Below are 20,307 nucleotides of genomic sequence, written 5' to 3' on the forward strand. Positions count from 1 at the left end.
CAACGCAGCAGCACACGCCTGCATCGACTCAGCGAAAACTGGCTCCGACAGCAGCTCCACCGCCATGCCGGACCACTGCGAACCCTGACCGGGGAAGACGAAGGCGATCTTGCCGGGGGCGGCGGTGCCGCGCACCAAGGCAGGGTTCGGCTCACCGGCGACGAGGGACTCCAGAGCTGTGCGGTAGTCGCCGACCACCACGGCGCGCTGCTCCAGCGCGGCTCGCCCGGTCGCCAGGGAGTGGCCCACGTCGACGGGGTTCAGGTCCACAGTGGACAGCAGTTGTCCCGCTTGCGCGCGCAGGGCCTGCTCCGTCGCCCCGGACAGCACCCACGGGACCACGGTGGCCGCGGGCTCCGGGGCCGGTTCGACCTGCGGGGCCTGCTCCAGGATCACGTGCGCGTTGGTGCCGCTCACGCCGAAGGAGGACACAGCGGCGCGGCGCTCACGCCCGGTCTCCGGCCACGGCTGGGCCTCGGTCAGCACCGACACCGATCCCGCCGACCAGTCCACGTGCGGGGAAAGCTCGGAGACGTGCAGGGTCTTCGGCATCAGGCCGTTGCGCAGGGCCATCACCATCTTGATGACACCACCGACTCCGGCGGCGGCCTGGGTGTGACCGATGTTGGACTTCAACGACCCGAGCCACAGCGGACGGTTCCGCCGCTGACCGTAGGTGGCGATGATCGCCTGCGCCTCGATCGGGTCACCGAGCGAGGTCCCGGTGCCGTGCGCCTCCACCACGTCCACGTCCGAAGTGGACAGTCGGGCGGCGTCCAACGCGGCACGGATGACGCGCTGCTGCGACGGGCCGTTCGGCGCGGTCAGGCCGTTCGACGCGCCGTCCTGGTTGACCGCGGAGCCCTTGATCACCGCGAGGACCGGGTGCCCGTTGCGCTGGGCGTCGGAGAGCCGCTCCAGCAGGAGCATGCCGATGCCCTCGCCCCAGCTCGTTCCGTCGGCCGATGCGGAGAACGCCTTGCAGCGGCCGTCGGGGGCGAGGCCGCGCTGGCGGGAGAACTCCACGAACGCGCCGGGGCTGGACATGACGGTGACGCCACCGGCGAGCGCCATGGTGCAGTCGCCCTTGCGCAGCGCCTGACCAGCCAGGTGCATCGCCACCAACGACGAGGAGCACGCCGTGTCCAGGGTGACCGCCGGACCCTCAAGGCCGAGGGTGTAGGCGATGCGGCCGGAGGCGACGCTGCCCGCGCTGCCGTTTCCGAGGTAGCCCTCCAGGCCGTCCGGCACGACGTCCAGCCTGGTCCCGTAGTCGTGGTACATCACGCCCGCGAACACGCCGACCGCCGTGCCGCGCACCGAGTGCGGGTCGATCCCGGCCCTCTCGAACGCCTCCCACGAGGTCTCCAGCAGCAACCGCTGCTGCGGGTCCATCGCCAGCGCCTCACGCGGCGAGATCCCGAAGAACGCCGGGTCGAACTCGGCCGCGCCGCGGAGGAACCCGCTCTCCCGCACGTACGTGGTTCCGGGGTGGTCAGGATCGGGGTGGTAGAGGCCGTCGACGTCCCAGCCGCGGTCGTCGGGGAACGGCGAGATCGCGTCGCGGCCCTCGGCCACCAGGCCCCACAGCTGCTCCGGCGTGCTGACACCACCGGGGTAGCGGCAGCTCATCCCGACGATCGCGATCGGCTCCTGCTCCCCGGCCTCGACCTCCTGGAGACGCTCCCGCGCCTGCTGCAGGTCGGCGATGGCGCGCTTGAGGTAGTCCCGGAGCTTGTCTTCGTTGCTCATGCTGCTCGACCCCGCAAGCGAGTCTTCGTTGGTGACACGTCGCCCCCTTCGAGGCATCAGAGAGAGTTCGAGTCAGGACTGGTCGAGGAAGGCGAACAGCTCGTCGTCACTCGCGGAGTCGAGCCGGTCCACCACCTCGGGCCGGGGCCGGTCGGAGACCTCCTCCAGCAGCCGCCGCAGCCGCGCGGCCACCTCGCCCCTGGTCTCCTCCGGCAGCCCGGCGAGGTCGTCGGCCACCTGGTCGAGCCGGTCGAGCACGGCGGGCCGGGCGGGCGTTGCGTCCCCTGGCAGGTCGGCGAGCAGCCGCTCGGCCAGCGCCGCGGGTGTCGGATGGTCGAAGACCAGCGTGGCGGGCAGCCGCAGCCCGGTGGCGGCGGTGAGCCCGTTGCGCAGCTCCACGGCCGTCAGCGAGTCGAAGCCGAGGTCGGTGAACGCCCGGTCCTCCCCGATCGCGCTCGCCGAGGAGTGGCCGAGGACGGCGGCGGCCTGCCCGGTGACGAGATCGACCAGCGCCGCCTGACGCTCCACAGTGGACAGCGAGGCGAGCCGCTCGCGCAGCGCGTTCGACGAGTCCGGAGCGGCTTTGCCGGGCTTCGTCCGCACCAGTCCGCGCAGCATGGCGGGAATCGGCTGGGACCGCGGCGCGGCGAGGTCCAGCCGGATTGGCACGACAACGCGCTCGGTGGTGGCGTGCGCGGCGTCGAAGAGCGCGAGCCCCTGTGCCGGGGTCAGTCCGGCCACCCCGGAACGGGTCATCCGGCCCCGGTCGGCCTCGGCGAGACCACCCGCCATGCCGTCCTCGGTCGCCCACAGGCCCCACGCCAGTGACAGGCCGGGCAGCCCCAGCTGAGCGCGGTGCTCGGCGAGCGCGTCCAGGAACCCGTTGGCGGCGGCGTAGTTCGACTGCCCCGGACTGCCGAGGACTCCGGCGGCCGAGGAGAACATCGTGAACATCGAGAGGTCGTGGTCGCGGGTCAGCTCGTGCAGGTTCCACGCCGCGTCCACCTTCGGCCGCAGGACGGTGTCGAGCCTGTCCGGTGTCATCGACTCGATCACGCCGTCGTCGATGACACCGGCGGTGTGCACGACACCGGCGAGCTCGCGTCCGTCCAGCAGCGCTCGCAGCGCCTCCCGGTCGGCGACGTCGCACGCCACCAGGCTGACCTCGGCGCCTAGCCCGGTCAGCTCATCGACCAGCTCGCCGGCCCCCGGCGCGGACATACCGCCGCGGCTGGCCAGCAGCAGGCTGCCGACGCCGTGCGCGGTGACCAGGTGCTTCGCGACGAGGCGGCCCAGTGTGCCGGTGGCTCCGGTGACCAGGACGGTCCCGGTGAGCTTCATGTCCGGTGTGGACACTTCGGCCCTGGCCAGCCGGGGAACAAGCAGGGTCCCGGCCCGCGCGGCGACCTGCGGCTCCCCGCTGGCGAGCGCTGCGGCGAGATCGGCGTCGTCGTCCAGGTCGAGCAGGACGATGCGGTCGGGGTGCTCGGCCTGCGCGGCCCGTGCCAGTCCCCACACCGAGGCCGAGACGAGATCGCCCTCAAGGACTCCCCTGGTGACCAGCGCCAACCGGCCGGTGGACTCCCCCGCGAGCCAGTCGCGCACGACCTCAAGGACCTCCGCGGTCACCGCGCGCACAGCGTCGGGGACCTCGCCGGTCGCGCTGGGCACGTGGAAGACCGTGTCGGCGCTCTCCCCGATCTCCGAGGGCACTGGCACTTCGGTCCAGTCGATCCGGAACAGCGAGTCGGCCTGGACCGTCGACAGTGGACGGAGCACGAGGGACTCCACCGAGACGACCGGAGCACCCGAGCGGTCGGTGATCAGCACGGACACCGCGTCCGGGCCGGCGGCGGTGACGCGCACGCGCACCTCGGTAACTCCCTTGGCGTGCATGGTGACATCACGCCACGCGAAGGGCAGCCGGGCCTGGCCGGTGTCCGGGAAGAACCCGCCGAGCCCCACCGCGTGCAGGGCGGCGTCCATCAACGCGGGGTGCGATCCGAAGCCGGTGCCTTCGACCGGCAGCGTCACCTCGGCGAGGACCGCGTCGCCCTGCTTCCACGCGGCGGTCAAACCCTGGAACGTGGGTCCGTAGCCGTATCCGGTGTCGGTGAGCCGGTCGTAGTACCCGTCGATGTTCTGCGCGATGGCGTCCGCCGGCGGCCACTGCCCCCGCAGGTACTCGGCGTCACCGGCACCGCTCGCGAGCGTGCCCGTGGCGTGCCGGGTCCACTCCTGGTCACCGTCGATCCGCGAGTGCACGGTGATCTCGTGGTCCACCACGCTGACGCGCAGGTCCACGGCACCGGTGGAGGGCACGGTCAACGGCGCTTCGAGGGTCAGCTCCTCGATCCGGTCCAGGCCGACGCTCTCGGCGGCGTGCGCGGCGAGTTCGACGAACGCTGTTCCGGGCACCAGAACGTTGTTCGCGACCGCGTGGTCGGCAAGCCACGGCTGCGCGCTCAGCGACAACCGGCCGGTGAGGGCAACGCCGTCCGGCAGCTCCACCACCGCATCGAGCATCGGGTGGCCGCTCGCGGTCCGCGCCGCTTCGGAGTTGAGCCAGTACCGCTCCCGCTGGAACGGATACGTCGGTAGATCGACGAGCCGTCCGGCGGGCAGCACCTTGGTCCAGTCGACCTCTCCACCGTGGACATACACGGTGGACAGCGCGGTCAGCGCACTCAACACCTCGCCGCGGTCCTTGCGCAGAGCCGGAACCGCCACCGCGTCAACCATGGCGCTCAACACGCCATCGGGACCGAGTTCGACCATCGTGGTCACACCCAGGTCCTCCAGGGTCTTCACCCCGTCTGCGAACCGAACAGCCTCACGAACATGCCGTACCCAGTAGTCAGCGGTGAACTCGGTAACCACCTCACCGGTGAGGTTAGAAACGACCGGGATCGTCGGAGCCGCGTAGGTCAACCCCTCCGCGACACGCCGGAACTCCGCCAACATGCCGTCCATGTGATGCGAGTGGAACGCGTGACTGACACGAAGCCGCTTGGTCTTCACACCCAGCGACTCAGCCAGAGCCACCACCGCGCTCTCGTCACCCGAGAGCACCACCGAGGTCGGCCCGTTCACGGCCGCGATGCTCACACCCTCGGTCAGCTCGATCGCATCCTCAGCGGCCTGAACCGCAACCATCGCCCCACCGGACGGCAACGCCTCCATCAACCGAGCACGAGCAGTCACCAGCGTCAGCGCATCCTCAACGCCCAACACACCGGCGACATGCGCGGCGGCCAACTCGCCGACCGAATGCCCGATCAAGAAATCAGGCCGAACACCCCACGACTCGAACAACCGGAACAACGCCACCTCGACCGCAAACAAGGCGGGCTGCGTGTTGGCCGTCCGATCCAAAACCGACGCGTCGCCGCCGAAGATCACATCCCGGACAGCGGCCCCGACCTCATCAAAGGCCGCACGGAACACCGGGAACGCCTCGTACAGCTCACGCCCCATACCCAGACGCTGCGAACCCTGACCGGAGAACAACAACGCCAGGCGGCCTTCCGTCACCGCACCGGTCACGAGCGCGGTCGAACGCTCACCGGAGGACAACGCCGTCAGCCCTTCCCGCAGGTCGCCGACGACCACCGCACGGTGTTCGAGTGCGGCGCGGGAGGTCGCCAGCGAGAACGCCACATCGACCGGCGACTCGCCGACCAGGGGCAACAACCGGGAAGCCTGGGCGCGCAGCGCCTCAGGTGTCCGCGCGGAGACCGTCCACGGCGCCACGCCCTCACTGGTGAACCCGGTGGCCTCGTCGGACTCGGCGGGTGGCGCCTGCTCCAGGATCACGTGCGCGTTGGTGCCACTCACCCCGAACGACGACACCGCGGCCCGGCGTGGACGGTCCGTGACGTGCCACTCCTGCGGCTCGGTGAGCAGCGAGACCGCGCCCGCCGACCAGTTCACGTGCGGCGAGGGCTCGTCCACGTGCAGGGTGCGGGGCAGCACACCGTGCCGCATGGCCTGCACCATCTTGATCACACCGGCGACCCCGGAGGCGGCCTGGGTGTGCCCGATGTTGGACTTCAGCGACCCGAGCAGGAGCGGCTGGGCCCGATCCTGCCCGTAGGTGGCCAGAAGTGCTTGTGCCTCAATGGGATCGCCCAGCACCGTGCCGGTTCCGTGGGCCTCGACCGCGTCGATCTGGTCCGCCGACAGCCGCGCGTTGGCCAGCGCGTCGTTGATCACGCGCTGCTGGGCCGGTCCGCTGGGCGCGGAGAGCCCGTTGGACGCGCCGTCGGAGTTGACCGCGCTTCCGCGAACCACCGCGAGCACCCGGTGACCGTTGCGCCGTGCGTCGGAGAGCCGCTCCAGCAGCAGGGTTCCCACGCCCTCACCCCAGCCGGTGCCGTCGGCGGCGGCGGAGAAGGACTTGCAGCGGCCGTCGGGGGCGAGGCCGCGCTGGCGGGAGAACTCGACGAAGGCGCCGGGGTTGGACATCACCGCGACACCGCCGACCACGGCGAGCGCGCACTCCCGCTGCCGCAGCGCCTGGCCGGCGAGGTGCAGCGCGACCAACGACGACGAGCACGCCGTGTCCACCGTGAGGGTCGGCCCCTCCAGGCCGAGCGCGAAGGCGATCCGGCCCGACACCACCGCGGAGGCGTTGCCGGTCAGCAGGTACCCCTCGGAGCCCTCCGGCGCGGGCCCCTGGCCGTAGCCCTGGTAGGAGGCGCCGATGAACACGCCGGTCCGGCTGCCGCGCACGGACGCCGGATCGATCCCGGCGCGCTCGAAGACCTCCCACGCCGACTCCAGCAGCACCCGCTGCTGCGGGTCCATGGCCAGCGCCTCACGCGGGCTGATCCCGAAGAACCCGGCGTCGAAGCGGGTGGCGTCGGCGAGGAACCCGCCCTCGCGGGCGTAGGTGGTGCCGGGGTGACCGGGGTCGGGGTGGTAGATCGCCTCGACGTCCCAGCCCCGGTCGCCCGGCATGTCACCGATCACGTCGCGGCCGTCGTCAACCAGGCGCCACAACGCTTCCGGCGAGTCGACGCCGCCGGGGTAGCGGCAGGCCATCCCGACGATCGCGATCGGCTCCCTGGCGGCCGAGGCGAGCTGCCGGTTCTGCTGCCGGAGCCGTTCGGTCTCCTTCAGCGAGGCCCGCAACGCCTCGAACACCTTCTCGTTGGGCGCGGTCATCTTCAGCTCCACACTTCGGTCTCGGAGGGGCTGTCGGACAGGGCCAGCCGCAACAGCTCGTCGTGGTCCATCTCGTCGATCGAGGCGCTGACCCCGGGCGCGGCGTCCTCCGGCGCACCGGCGAGGTCGAGCAGCGCGTCCAGCAGCCCTGCCTCGCGCAGGCGGCTCAGCGGCAGCCGGGCGAGTGCGCGCCGCACCTCGGCCTCCCGGGGATCGGCCTCGGGCGCGTCCAGCTCCAGCAGCTCGCGCAGCAGCTTCACCAGCGCGGTGGGCGTCGGGTGGTCGAAGACCAGGGTGGCCGGTAGAACCAGCCCGGTGGCCGCGGTCAGCCGGTTCCGCAGCTCGACCGCGGTCAGCGAGTCGAAGCCCAGCTCGCGGAAAGCCTTCCCGGACTCCACGTTGTCCACAGTGGAGTGACCGAGGACGGCGGCGACGTGGACCCGCACGAGCCCCAGCAGCGTGCGGTCCCACTCCGTCTCCGGCTGGGCGGCGAGCTGGGCGCGCAGTTCGGCTCCGGCGTCGCTCTCGGCTGTCGCGACGTCGAGGACCGCACGAACCTCGGGGAGGTCACCGATCAGTGGACGCTGCCGGGCCGAGGTGTAACCGGGCACGAACCGCGACCAGTCCACGTCGGCGACCGCGAGGAAGGACTCGTCCCGGTCGATCGCTCGGTGCAGAGCGGAGATCGCCAGCTCCGATGCCATCGGTCGCAGGCCGCGGCGACGCAGGAACTCCTCGCTGGAGCCCTCCGCCATGCCCGCGCCCGCCCACAGCCCCCACGCGACCGAGGTCGCGGGACGCCCGTCCGCGCGGCGGCGCCGCGCCAACGCGTCGAGGTAGGCGTTGGCCGCGGCGTACGCGCCGAGACCGCCGCTGCCCCACACCCCGGCGTTGGAGGAGAACAACACGAACGCGTCCAGGTCCGGCAACAGCGCGTCGAGGTTGGCCGCGCCGCTCACCTTGGCGGAGAACGCGTCGGCGACCTCGTCCACCGTGGTGGTCATGAGCGCGGCACCGTCACCGACTCCGGCGGCGTGCACGACCGAGCGGATCGGCTTGTCCTGCTCGGCGATCAACGCGGCGAGGGAGTCGCGGTCGGCGACGTCGCAGGCCGCGATCACCACCTCCGGGCCGAGCTCCGCCAGCTCGTCGCGCAGCTCCACCGCTCCCGGGGCGTCCAAGCCCCTGCGGCTGGTCAGCACGAGGCGTTCGGCACCGGCCCGAGCCAGCCACCGCGCCACGTGCGCACCGAGCGCACCGGTCCCTCCGGTGACCAGGACAGTCCCCTCCGGCCGCCACCTCGGCGCGCCGGAACCGGCCGGGGCAGCCCGGACGAGTCGCCTGGCGGACACACCGTCCTTGCGGATCGAGACCTGGTCCTCGGTCGTTCCACCCAGCACACCGGCCAGCAGCGCCCGCACTCGATCGTCCACTTCGGACGGGAGATCGACGAGGCCGCCCCAGCGGTCAGGGTGCTCAAGTCCCATGACGAGCCCGAGGCCCCACAGCTGCGCCTGCACCGGGTTCGGCGCATCGCCGACCGCGTTCTCGGTGGCGAGCCACAACGGGGCGGTGATCCCCAGGTCGCCGAGCGCCTGCACGAGCGCGACAGTGGCAGCGAAGCCAGTGGTCACACCGGGTGCGCCGGTCTCGTCGAGCGACAGCCGCGAGAGCACTCCTGCAACAGGGCCGGGCACCTCGCGCAGCCGCGCCGCGATCTCCTCACGGGTGCTCACGCCGAGTTCGAGGACGGTCGAGCCCTCCAGCACCGGCGCCGTGCCGACCGGCACCAGTTCGAGCCAAGTACCGGTGAGCGCGGCAGTGCTCTCGGCGAGGGGCTTCCAGTCAATGCGGTAGCGCCAGGAGTCCACTGTGGAACGGTCGCGGCGGTTGCGGTGCCAGGAGGCCAGTGCGGGCAGTGCCGCGCCGAGCTGGTCGGCGTCGGCACCGATGACCTTGGCGACCTCGTCGGCGTCGCCGCTGCCGACTGCGGCCCAGAACTCCGTCTCGACGGGGTCAGCGGTGAACGCGGGGTCGGCCTGGAGCCAGTACCGCTGCCGCTGGAACGGATACGTCGGCAGGTCGACGCGCCGCCCACCGGAGAGCACCGTGGACCAGTCAACGGGAACACCGTGCGCGAACGCCTCGCCCACGGAGGTCAGGAACCGCTTCAGCCCGCCCTCGTCGCGACGCAGCGACCCCACCGCCGGAGCGTCGATCCCCATCGTCAACACCGGATGCGCACTGCACTCGATGAACACGCCATCCAACTGCGACACCGTCTCGTGGAACAGAACGGTCTGTCTCAAGTTGCGATACCAATACCCGGCGTCCAGCTCTACCGTGTCGATCGGCGCACCGGTCACCGTGGAGTAGAAGGGAATCTCCGCCGAGCGCGGTCGGATCGGCGCGAGAACGCGCGCCAACTCCTCTTCAAGGGCTTCAACGTGCGCGGAGTGGGAGGCGTAGTCCACCGGAATCACCCTGGCGCGGACACCCTGAGCCTCACAACGCTTCACCAGAGCATCCAAGGCAGCCGGATCACCCGAGATAACTGTCGCGTTCGGACCGTTCACCGCCGCGATGGACAGGCCCTCGGTCAGCTCAACCTCAGGCGAGGCCACCGACACCATGCCGCCCTTGCCCGACAACGCGAGAATCGCCTTGCTCCGCAAAGCAACCACCAGCGCAGCATCCTCAAGCGACAACGCACCCGACACCGCAGCAGCCGCGATCTCACCCTGCGAATGACCGATCACGGCCGCAGGCTCAACCCCGTACGACCGCCACAGCGCGGCCAGGGACACCATCACAGCCCACAACACCGGCTGAACAACGTCCACGCGCTCAAGGGGGCCGTTCAACTCCTCGAACAGATCCCACTCAACATGCGGCTTCAACGCAGCCGCACACGCCTCCATCGACTCCGCGAACACCGGCTCGGCGAGCAGCTCGACGGCCATGCCGGACCACTGCGAACCCTGACCCGGGAACACGAACACCGGACGGTCCGCGCCTTCGACCACGGTGACCGGAGCGGTGACGCCGTCCGCGATCTCGCGCAGTCCCTGCCGGAACTCCTCGGCGGTGGAGCCCACCACCACGGCCCGGTGCTCCAGCCGCGCTCGCGTCTGGGCCAGGGAGTGGCCCACATCCAGGAGGTCACTGTCCACAGCGGACAGAAGCTGGGCAGCGTGGGCCCGCAACGCCGCCGGGGACTTCGCCGACAGCACCCACGGGATCTCGCGGTGAGTGCCCTTCTCCTTCTGCTCGGCAGCTGGCGCCTGTTCCAGGATCACGTGCGCGTTGGTGCCGCTCATCCCGAAGGACGACACCGCGGCGCGACGGGGCTGACCGGTGTCCGGCCACGCCACCCGCTCCGTGGCCAGCGCCACCGAGCCCGCCGACCAGTCCACCTTGGGGGTCGGCTCGTCCACGTGCAGGGTGCGGGGCACGACACCGTGCCGCATCGCGTGCACCATCTTGATCACGCCCGCCACGCCCGCGGCGGCCTGCGTGTGACCGATGTTCGACTTCACCGACCCCAGCAGCAGCGGACGCTCCCGGTCCTGACCGTACGTCGCGATGACCGCCTGCGCCTCGATCGGATCACCCAGCGCCGTACCGGTTCCGTGCGCCTCCACCACGTCGATCTGCGCCGCGCCGAGACGCGCGTCGGCGAGAGCCCGCTTGATGACGCGCCGCTGCGAGGGGCCGTTGGGCGCGGTGAGCCCGTTGGACGCGCCGTCGGAGTTGACCGCCGACCCGCGCACCACGGCGAGGATCTCCCTGCCGTTGCGAACAGCGTCAGAGAGTCGTTCCAGCACAAGGACTCCGGCGCCCTCGGACGGCCCGAACCCATCGGCCGACGCGGCGAACGCCTTGCAGCGGCCGTCCCCGGACACCCCGCCCTGGCGGCTGAACTCCACGAAGGTGTCCGGTCCGGACATGATCGTCACACCGGCCGCGAGGGCGATGCCGCACTCACGTCTGCGCAGCGCCGCCACGGCCAGGTGCAACGCCACCAGGGACGACGAGCACGCGGTGTCCACTGTGAACGTCGGTCCTTCGAGACCGAGCACGTAGGAGACGCGGCCGGACACGAAGCTGGACGCCCCGCCACTGAGCAGGAATCCGTCCAGGCCCTGGGAGGACCGCTTGATCGCCTCGACGTAGCCGGAGTACCACGCTCCGGCGAACACGCCGGTCTGGCTGCCGCGCACCGACTCCGGGTCGATGCCCGCGCGCTCGAAGGCTTCCCACGAGGTCTCCAGCAGCAGCCGCTGCTGCGGGTCCATCGACAGCGCCTCACGCGGGGAGATCCCGAAGAACGCCGCGTCGAACTCGCCCGCGTCGTGCACGAACCCGCCCTGGCTGGTGCTGGAGTCACCGTCCAATGAGGACAGGTCCCAGCCCCGGTCGGTGGGGAACGGAGTCACCGCGTCGCCGCCGTCGTCCACCAGCCGCCACAGGTCCTCCGGCGTGCGCACGCCGCCGGGGAAGCGGCAGGCCATGCCGACGATCGCGACCGGCTCGTGTTCGGCGTCGGTGACCTCCCGCAACCGCTCGGTGGTCTCGTGCAGGTCGGTCACGACCCGCTTGAGGTACTCCCTGAGCTTGTCCTCGTTGGCCATCCCACTCACCCGCGTCCGAACGTGCTGTCGATGAAGTCGAAGAGGTCGTCGTCGCTGGCCGCGTCGATCCGCTCGGCCACCCCGCCCCCCGCCGGGCCACCCTGCGCGTCGGTCCACCGCGTGAGCAGGGACTTGATCCGCGAGGTGATCTCCGCGCGGCTGTCCTCGTCCGGGGCGATCGCGGAGACGTCGTCCGGCGCGATCGTGGCCAGCACCGCCTCCAGCCGGTCCAGCTCGGCCAGCAGCGGTGTGGCGCCCTGCCCCTCCTCCGGCAGCAGCTCGGCGCGAAGGTGCTCGGCGAGCGCGACCGGGGTCGGGTAGTCGAAGACCAGTGTCGGGGGCAGCCGCAGCCCGGTGGCCGCGTTGAGCCGGTTGCGCAGCTCGACGGCGGTCAGCGAGTCGAAGCCGACCTCCTGGAACGCGCGTCGTGGCTCGATCGACGCCGCCGACGCGTGTCCGAGGACCGTGGCCACGTTCCCGCGCACCAGGTCCAGCAGCACTCGCTCCCGGTCGGCCCGCGGGGTCGCGGCGAGCCGGGTGGCCAGCGCGTCTCCGCCGGAGGTCTCGGCCGCGGCGACGCGCCGGGTCCGCGCTCCGGTCAGATCGCTGAGCGCGGCAGGCAAGATGCTCGACGCGCGCAATGTCGGCAGGTCGAGCCGGATCGGCACCACCGTGGCCCGGTCCGTGGCGAGGGCCGCGTCGAACAGCGCGAGACCGTCCGTTGTGGACAGTGCGGTCACACCGGCCTTGGTCATCCGGTTCAGGTCGGTGTCGCCGAGGTGCCCGGTCATGCCCGTCGCCTGCTCCCACAAGCCCCATGCCAGGGACTGCGCGGGCAGCCCGTTCGCCCTGCGGTGCACGGCGAGCGCGTCCAGGAAGGCGTTGGCGGCGGCGTAGTTGGCCTGTCCTGGGCTGCCCAACGTTCCGGACACCGACGAGAACAGCACGAACATCGACAGCTCGTGGTCGCGGGTCAGCTCGTGCAGGTTCCACGCCGCGTCCACCTTCGGCCGCAGCACGGCGTCGATCCGTTCCCGGGTCAACGATCCCAGGACGCAGTCGTCGAGCAGCCCCGCCGCGTGCACGACACCGGTGAGGTCCGGAGTCTGCGCGACCAGTTCGGCCAGCGCCGCCCGATCGGCGGCGTCACACGCCACGATCCGCGCGGTGACACCGAGCTCTGCCAGCTCCTCGGCCAGCTCGTCGGCTCCGGGCGCTTCCGGTCCGCGTCGGCTGGCCAGCACCAGGTCGTTGACCCCGTGCCGGGTGACGAGGTGCTTGGCGATGACCGAGCCCAACGTTCCGGTCGCGCCCGTGATCAGCACCGTTCCGTGCTCGGCCGTGCGGGGGCCAACGGTCAGCACGAGCTTGCCGATGTGCTTGGCCTGGCTGAGGAACCGGTACGCCTCCGGAGCGCGGCGCACGTCCCACGTCCGCGTCGGCAACGGCCGCAGCACCCCCGCGGCGAAGAGCTCCAGCAGCTCGCCCAGGATCTCGCCGAGCCGATCCGGTCCGGCGTCCATCAGGTCGAACGCCTTGTAATCCACAGTGGACACGTCCGTGCGGACATCGGTCTTGCCCATCTCCACGAACCGGCCGCCTTCGGCCATCCGCAGCGAGGCGTCCACGAACTCCCTGGCGAGGGAGTTCAGCACGACGTCCACGCGACCGAACTCCCGCTCGAAGTCCAGGTTCCGCGAGGACGCGATGTGCTCGATCCCCTGGGCGCGCAGCACGTCCCACTTGCCGGGGCTGGCGGTGGCGAACACCGTCGCGCCCCAGTGCTGGGCCAGCTGGACGGCCGCCATGCCCACGCCACCGGCGGCGGCGTGGATCAGCACCGACTCACCGGACTTCAGCCCGCCGAGGTCCTTCAGCGCGTAGTAGGCGGTGAGGAACACGATCGGCACCGAAGCGGCCTGGGTGAACGACCAGCCTTCGGGGATCTTCGCCACGACGCGGTGGTCGGTGACGGTCTCCGGCCCGAACGCCCCGGAGAACAGACCGAAGACCTCGTCCCCCGGCTCGATCCCGGTCACGCCCGGCCCGACCTCGGCCACCACGCCGGAGCCCTCGCTGCCCATCAGGGCGCGCTCCGGGTACATGCCGAGCGCGATCAGCACGTCGCGGAAGTTGAGGCCGGTGGCGCGGACCTCAACACGGATCTGCCCCTCCCCCAAAGGTTCCGGGGTGTACGGCAGGAGCGCGAGGTTGGCGAGGGTGCCCTCCTCGGTGACGTCCAGGCGCCACAGCCCACCCGGATCGGACAGCGCGTCGTCCGTCCGCGCCAGACGCGCCGCGAACACCGTTCCCCGGCGGACCGCCAGCTGCGGTTCGCCAGTGGCGAGCGCGGACGGCAGGGCGGCGATGGAGTCCTCGTGCTCGTCGATGTCCAGCAGCACGAAGCGGTCCGGGTTCTCCAGCTGCGCCGATCGGACGAGTCCCCACAGTGGACTGTTCCCGAGGTCGCTGACGTCGTCGTGCACGGCCACCGCGCCTCGTGTCACCACGACGAGGCGAGTGTCGGCGAATCGGTCTTCTGTCAACCACTCCTGGAGCAGCCGCACGGTGTCGGTCGTCCGGCCGCGCGCCTCCTCCGCCGTTCCCGGCGCGTTGACCAGGAAGACCCACTCCGGCAGATCCGCATCCGCCAGTGCGGCGAGGTCCGGGTAGCTCGGGAGGCCGAACGCTTCCGTCCCGATGACAACGGCGGACAGCGGCGAAGCCTCGGCGGGAGCCAGCTCCGTCCAGCCCAGGTGGTAGAGGACCTGAGCGGCTTCGAGCTGGTCGGCGTCAACGGGGCGGAGCACCAGCGCGGCGATGTCGGCCACGGGCTGCCCGGCCGTGTCTGCGAGCGCGATGCTCACCGCGTCCTGCCCGGCTGGCGTGATCCGCACCCGCAGCGAGGTGGCTCCGGTGGCGTGCAGGCTGACCCCGCTCCAGGAGAACGGGAGCCTGGCCCGTGTGGAGTCCTCCAGCACCGATCCGAGCCCGACCGCCTGCACGGCGGCGTCCAGCAGGGCCGGGTGCATCGCGTAACCGTCAGCCTCGGGCACGGTGACCTCGGCGTACACCTCGTCGCCGCTGCGCCACGCGGCCCGCAGGCCCTGGAATGAGGGGCCGTAGACATATCCCTGCGCGGCAAGCATTTCGTAGCGGTCGCTGAGGTCGATCGGCTCGGCACCGGCGGGCGGCCACGCGGACATGTCAGCGCCGCTGTCGTGCGACTCGGCGGACAGGACGCCAGTGGCGTGCCGCGTCCACGGCTGCTCGTCGTCCTGACGCGAGTGCAGGCTGAACGTGCGGCGGCCCGAGTCCTCCGCTCCGACCACGAGCTGCACGGCAACCGCCCCGCGCTCCGGGAGGACGAGGGGCGCCTGAAGCGTCAGCTCCTCCAGGTGCGAGCAGCCCGCCTGGTCACCCGCGCGGATCGCCAGCTCCACGAAAGCCGTGCCGGGCAACAGGATCGACCCGAAGACGGAGTGGTCGGCCAGCCACGGATGAGTGGCGGCGGACAACCGTCCGGTGAACAGGAACCCGTCCTGCTCGGCTAGCGCGACGGCCGCTCCCAACAGCGGGTGACCGGCCGGTCCGAGCCCGGCGGCGGTCATGTCGCCGACGCGCCCTGCGACGGTTTTCGGCCAGTACCGCTGGCGCTGGAACGGGTACGTGGGCAGATCCAGCACGGGTGTGCGTGGGTAGACCACCGTCCAGTCCACGGGCGCGCCGTGGGTGTACGCCTCGCCGACGGAGGTCAGGAACCGCTCCAGTCCCCCTTCGTCCCGGCGCAGCGAACCGACCGCCGGACCGTCGATCCCCATAGTCAACACTGGATGCGCACTGCACTCGATGAACAGGCCATCGAGCTGCGACACCGTCTCATGGAACCGCACGGTCTGGCGCAGGTTCCGGTACCAGTACCCCGCGTCCAACTCCGAAGTGTCGATCTTCGCGGCCGTCACCGTGGAATAGAACGGGATCTCCGACGAGCGAGGCTTGATCGGCGCAAGAACCCGCGTCAACTCCTCTTCAAGGGCCTCAACATGCGCGGAGTGCGACGCGTAGTCCACCGGGATCACCCGCGCCCGGACACCCCGAGCCTCACACCGCTGCACCAGAGCTTCCAGAGCCGCCGGATCACCGGAGACGACTGTCGCGTTAGGACCGTTCATCGCCGCGACCGACAGACCCTCGGTCAGCTCAACGTCGGACAATGCCACCGACACCATCCCACCCTTGCCCGACAACGCGAGAATCGCCTTGCTGCGCAACGCGACCACCAGCGCAGCGTCCTCAAGCGACAGAGCACCCGACACCGCAGCAGCGGCGATCTCACCCTGCGAATGACCAACAACGGCCGCAGGCTCAACCCCGTACGACCGCCACAGAGCGGCCAGAGACACCATCACCGCCCACAACACCGGCTGGACGACGTCGACCTTTTCGAGGGGACCGTTCAACTCTTCGAACAGATCCCACTCCACGTGCGGGGCAAGAGCAGCGGCACACGCCTCCATCGACTCCGCGAACACCGGCTCCGTCAGCAGCTCCACGGCCATGCCGGACCACTGCGACCCCTGACCGGGGAACACGAACACCGGCCGGGCGACGCCCTCGGCAATGCCGGGAACCGTCTCTCCCTCGGCCAGCGCGCGGAGTCCGGCGGCGTGGTCGGCCACGATCACCGCGCGGTGCTCGAACTCCGACCGGGCGGCCAAAGCGGCACCGACTGCGACCTTGTCGTCCGCGACGGACAGCAGCTGTGCGGCCTGGGCACGCAGCGCGTCGGCGGACTTCGCCGACAGCACCCACGGCGCGACCGGCGCGTCCGCCAGCACGACAGCCTCGACCTCGGGCGCCTGCTCCAGGATCACGTGCGCGTTGGTGCCGCTGATCCCGAAGGACGACACCGCCACGCGCCGTGGTTCCCCGGTGGCGGGCCACTCCACGGCCTCGGTCAGCAGGGACACCTCGCCCGCCGACCAGTCGACCTGCGGCGTGGGCTCATCGACGTGCAGGGTTCTTGGCGCGATCCCGTGGCGCATCGCCAGGATCATCTTCATCATGCCCGCGACACCGGCGGCGGCCTGGGTGTGACCGATGTTGGACTTCAACGAGCCCAGCAGCAGCGGACGCGCCCGATCCTGACCGTAGGTCGCCAGGATCGCCTGCGCCTCGATCGGATCACCCAGCGTCGTTCCCGTGCCGTGCGCCTCCACGACCTCGACCTGGTGCGGGCCCAGACCTGCGCTGGCCAGGGCCTGGCGGATCACACGCTGCTGCGACGGGCCGTTCGGCGCGGTCAGGCCGTTGGACGCGCCGTCCTGGTTGACGGCGGAGCCCCGGACGACCGCGAGCACCGGGTGGCCGTTGCGGCGCGCGTCGGACAGGCGCTCCAGCACCAGCATGCCCACGCCCTCGGCCAGGCCGAACCCGGTCGCGGCGGCGGCGAAGGCCCGCGAACGACCGTCATCGGACAGACCGTTCTGTTTCGAGAACTCCACGAACATGTCCGGGGTGGACATGATCGTCACGCCACCCGCCAGAGCCAGGGAGCACTCGCCGTTGCGCAGCGCCTGGGCCGCGAGGTGCACAGCGACCAGCGAGGACGAGCAGGCGGTGTCCACCGTGGCCGCGGGTCCTTCGAGGCCAAACGTGTAGGACAACCGTCCGGAAAGGACACTCGCGGCGTTGCCGGTGGCGATGTACCCGTCGAAGGTGCCTTCGGTGTCTTCCTGGAGCAGCGGCATGTAGTGCTGACCGTTGGTGCCCGCGAACACGCCGACCCGCTTGCCGCGCAAGGAAACCGGGTCGATGCCGGCGCGCTCGCACGCCTCCCAGGACGTCTCCAGCAGCAGCCGGTGCTGCGGGTCCATCGACAGCGCCTCACGCGGGGAGATCCCGAAGAACGCCGCATCGAACTCGTCGGCGTCGTGCAGGAACCCACCCTGACGCACATAGGAGGTTCCCGGCTTCGCGCGGGTCACGTCGAACAGGGCATCGACGTCCCAGCCGCGGTTGACCGGCAGGTCGGTCACGGCGTCGCGGCCCTCGGACACCAGCTGCCACAGCTGGTCCGGGGTGTGCACGCCACCGGGGAAACGGCAGCCCATGCCCACGATCGCGATCGGGTCGTCGTCGACAGCGGTCACGGCGGCGGTCTCGGCAGCGGCGGTGGTGCCCAGCAGCTCACCGAGCAGGAACTCCGCGAGCACCACCGGTGTCGGGTAGTCGAACACCAGCGTCGCGGGCAGCTTCAACCCGGTCGCGGTGACCAGCCGGTTGCGCAGGTCAACGGCCGCCAGAGAGTCGAAGCCCAGGTCGCGGAAGGGTTTGCCGACCGAGACAGCCTCGGGGCCGGAGTGCTCCAGCACGGCGGCCAGCTGGGCGCGGACCAGGTCGAGCACGACCCCGCCGCGCTCCGCCTCCGGCCGCGCGAGCAGGTCGCGGGCCAGCTCGGAACCGGTCGTTGTCTCGGCCGCCTCCTCCGCCACCGTCGTGACCTGCTGGAACTCCGGCAGGTCGGCGAGCAGCGGGCTGGTCCGCACGGCCGTGAAGCCGGGACCGAAGCGCTCCCAGTCCAGGTCTGCGACGGCCACGAACGGCTCGTCGCGGTCGAGCACCTGGCGCAGCACGGTCAACGCGAGCTCCGGGGCCATGGCCCGGACACCCCTGCGGCGCAGGAACTCCGCCCCGACGCCGTCCTGGTTCTCCGGCCCCTCCCACGGGCTCCACGCGATGGAGATCGTCGGAGCCCCGTCGGCCCGCCGCGCCTGCGCGAGCGCGTCCAGGAAAGCGTTGCCCGCCGAGTACGCGGCCTGTCCTCCGCTGCCCCAGACTCCGGCAACGGACGAGAACAGGACGACGGCGTCGAGCTTGGAGTAGTCGAGCAGCTCGTCCAAGTGCCGCGCACCGGCGGTCCTGCTGGCCAGGACCGAGGCGAACTCCGCGAGGTCGGTCTCGGCGAGCGCCGTCATCGGGACGGTCGGCGAGCAGTGCAGGACCGCACTCAGGTCCGGGATTCCCGCCAAGAGTTGGGAAACCGCGTCCCGATCCGTCAGGTCGCACGTGACGACGGAGACCTGGGTGTCGAGTTCAGCCTCCAGAGCGGCGGTGTCGGTCGCCTCGGGCGTGGTCAGCACCAGGCGCTCAGCACCGTTGCGCGCCAACCACTTGGCGACCTGGCCGCCCAGCTCGTCGGTGCCGCCGGTGACGAGCACCGTGCCTCGTGGTCGCCACCCACGCACTGGGCCGGATGGAGTAGAGCGCTCCAAACGCCGCGCGAACACGCCGCCGCCTCTGATCGCGACCTGGTCCTCACCGATCCCGGTCAGCACCGACACGAGGCGTGCGAGCGCCCGGTCGTCATCGGTGGTGGGAAGGTCGATGAGCCCGCCCCAACGCTCCGGGTGCTCCAGCGCGGCGACACGGCCGAGGCCCCACACCTGGGACTGCGCCGGGCTGGACACGTGGTCGGAACCGCCGACCGCGACGGCTCCACGCGTAACAGTCCACAGTGGAGCTTTGATGCTCTTGTCCCCCAATGCCTGCACAAGTGCCACCGTGGCAGCGACACCGGCGGCCATGCCCGGGTGCTCAGCGTGCGGGGCTTCAGCGGTGGACAGCAGCGACAGCACACCGGCGAACTCGCCGTCTGGGAGCAGGGCGGCGAGGGAGTCACGGCCGACAGTGGTCGGGTCGATCTCAACCGAGACCACTTCGGCACCGTGTGCGGAGAGGGCGCCCAACACCGTGGTGTCGCCGTTGTGCACGACAAGCCAGGTTCCAGCCAGCCGCGAAGTGGTGTCGGCAATCGTGCGCCATCCGATGCCGTAGCGCCACGAGTCCACAACGGACTCTTCGCGTCGCGCCTTCCGCCACGCGGACATGGCGGGCAGCACCTCGCTCAGCGGGTCGGAGCCGTCCACGCGCAGTGTGCTGGTCAGCAGCTCCAGGTCGGACTGCTCCACAGCCTGCCAGAACTCCCCGTCGACCGGGTCAGCAACGGCGGGCGCACCGGCGTCGAGCCAGAACCGCTGCCGCTGGAACGCGTAGGTCGGCAGATCGGTGAAACGGGCGCCAGGGAACGCCGGAGAGAAGTCGGCGGCGACACCACGGACGTGTGCCTCGCCGACGGAGAGCAGGAACCGGCCGAGCCCGCCTTCGTTGCGGCGCAACGAAGCGACACCCACCGCGTCACCGGCCAAGCCCTGGACGAGCACCGGATGCGGACTGCACTCAACGAAGATCTCCTCGCCCTGCGCGACGAGCGAGGTGGTGACCTCCTCGAAGCGCACGGTCTGCCTGAGGTTGCGGTACCAGTACTCGGCGTCGAAGGCAGCCGCGTCGATGCGCTCACCGGTCACGGTGGACACGAACGGGATGCTCGGCCGACGTGGCTGGACGGTGCCCAGAACCCGAAGCAGCTCCTCGCGCAGCTCCTCCACGTGCGCGGAATGCGAGGCGTAGTCCACCGGAACCCGCCGAGCCTGGACATCACGCGCCGCGCAGGACTCCATCAGCGCGTCAAGAGCAGCGGGGTCACCGGAGACGACGACAGACCTCGGCCCGTTGATCGCGGCGAGCGACAGGCCCTCGGTCAGCTCGACCTCGTCCGCCGGAAGCGGAACAGCGACCATGCCGCCCTTGCCCGACAGAGCCAGGATCGCCTTGCTCCGCAGCGCAACCACAAGAGCAGCGTCCTCAAGCGACAGAGCACCCGACACCGCAGCAGCCGCGATCTCACCCTGCG

Annotated in this window: 4 protein-coding genes; all 4 read right to left on the minus strand. The window is 71.0% G+C overall.

What is annotated here, in order from left to right; all coding sequences use genetic code 11:
* Positions 1-1,809: type I polyketide synthase (locus ACFFQA_RS37795; RefSeq protein ID WP_377862633.1), on the minus strand; the 1,809-nt coding region annotated here is incomplete at its 3' end.
* Positions 1,810-1,824: 15 nt separating this feature from the next.
* The gene (locus tag ACFFQA_RS37800) at positions 1,825-6,927 is read right to left on the minus strand and encodes an SDR family NAD(P)-dependent oxidoreductase (RefSeq protein WP_446681703.1); all 5,103 of its coding nucleotides are present in this window, start codon (positions 6,925-6,927) and stop codon (positions 1,825-1,827) included.
* Positions 6,924-11,564 (minus strand): type I polyketide synthase, encoded by a 4,641-nt coding sequence (locus tag ACFFQA_RS37805; RefSeq protein WP_446681701.1) that lies wholly within the window; start codon positions 11,562-11,564, stop codon positions 6,924-6,926. The genes ACFFQA_RS37800 and ACFFQA_RS37805 overlap by 4 nt, the downstream gene beginning before the upstream one ends.
* A partial coding sequence (locus tag ACFFQA_RS38070; RefSeq protein WP_446681702.1) for an SDR family NAD(P)-dependent oxidoreductase occupies positions 11,561-20,307 on the minus strand: 8,747 nt, incomplete at its 5' end. The genes ACFFQA_RS38070 and ACFFQA_RS37805, both read right to left, overlap by 4 nt.

Origin of the sequence: Allokutzneria oryzae (assembly GCF_042429765.1) — a bacterium.
Lineage (GTDB): Bacteria > Actinomycetota > Actinomycetes > Mycobacteriales > Pseudonocardiaceae > Allokutzneria > Allokutzneria oryzae.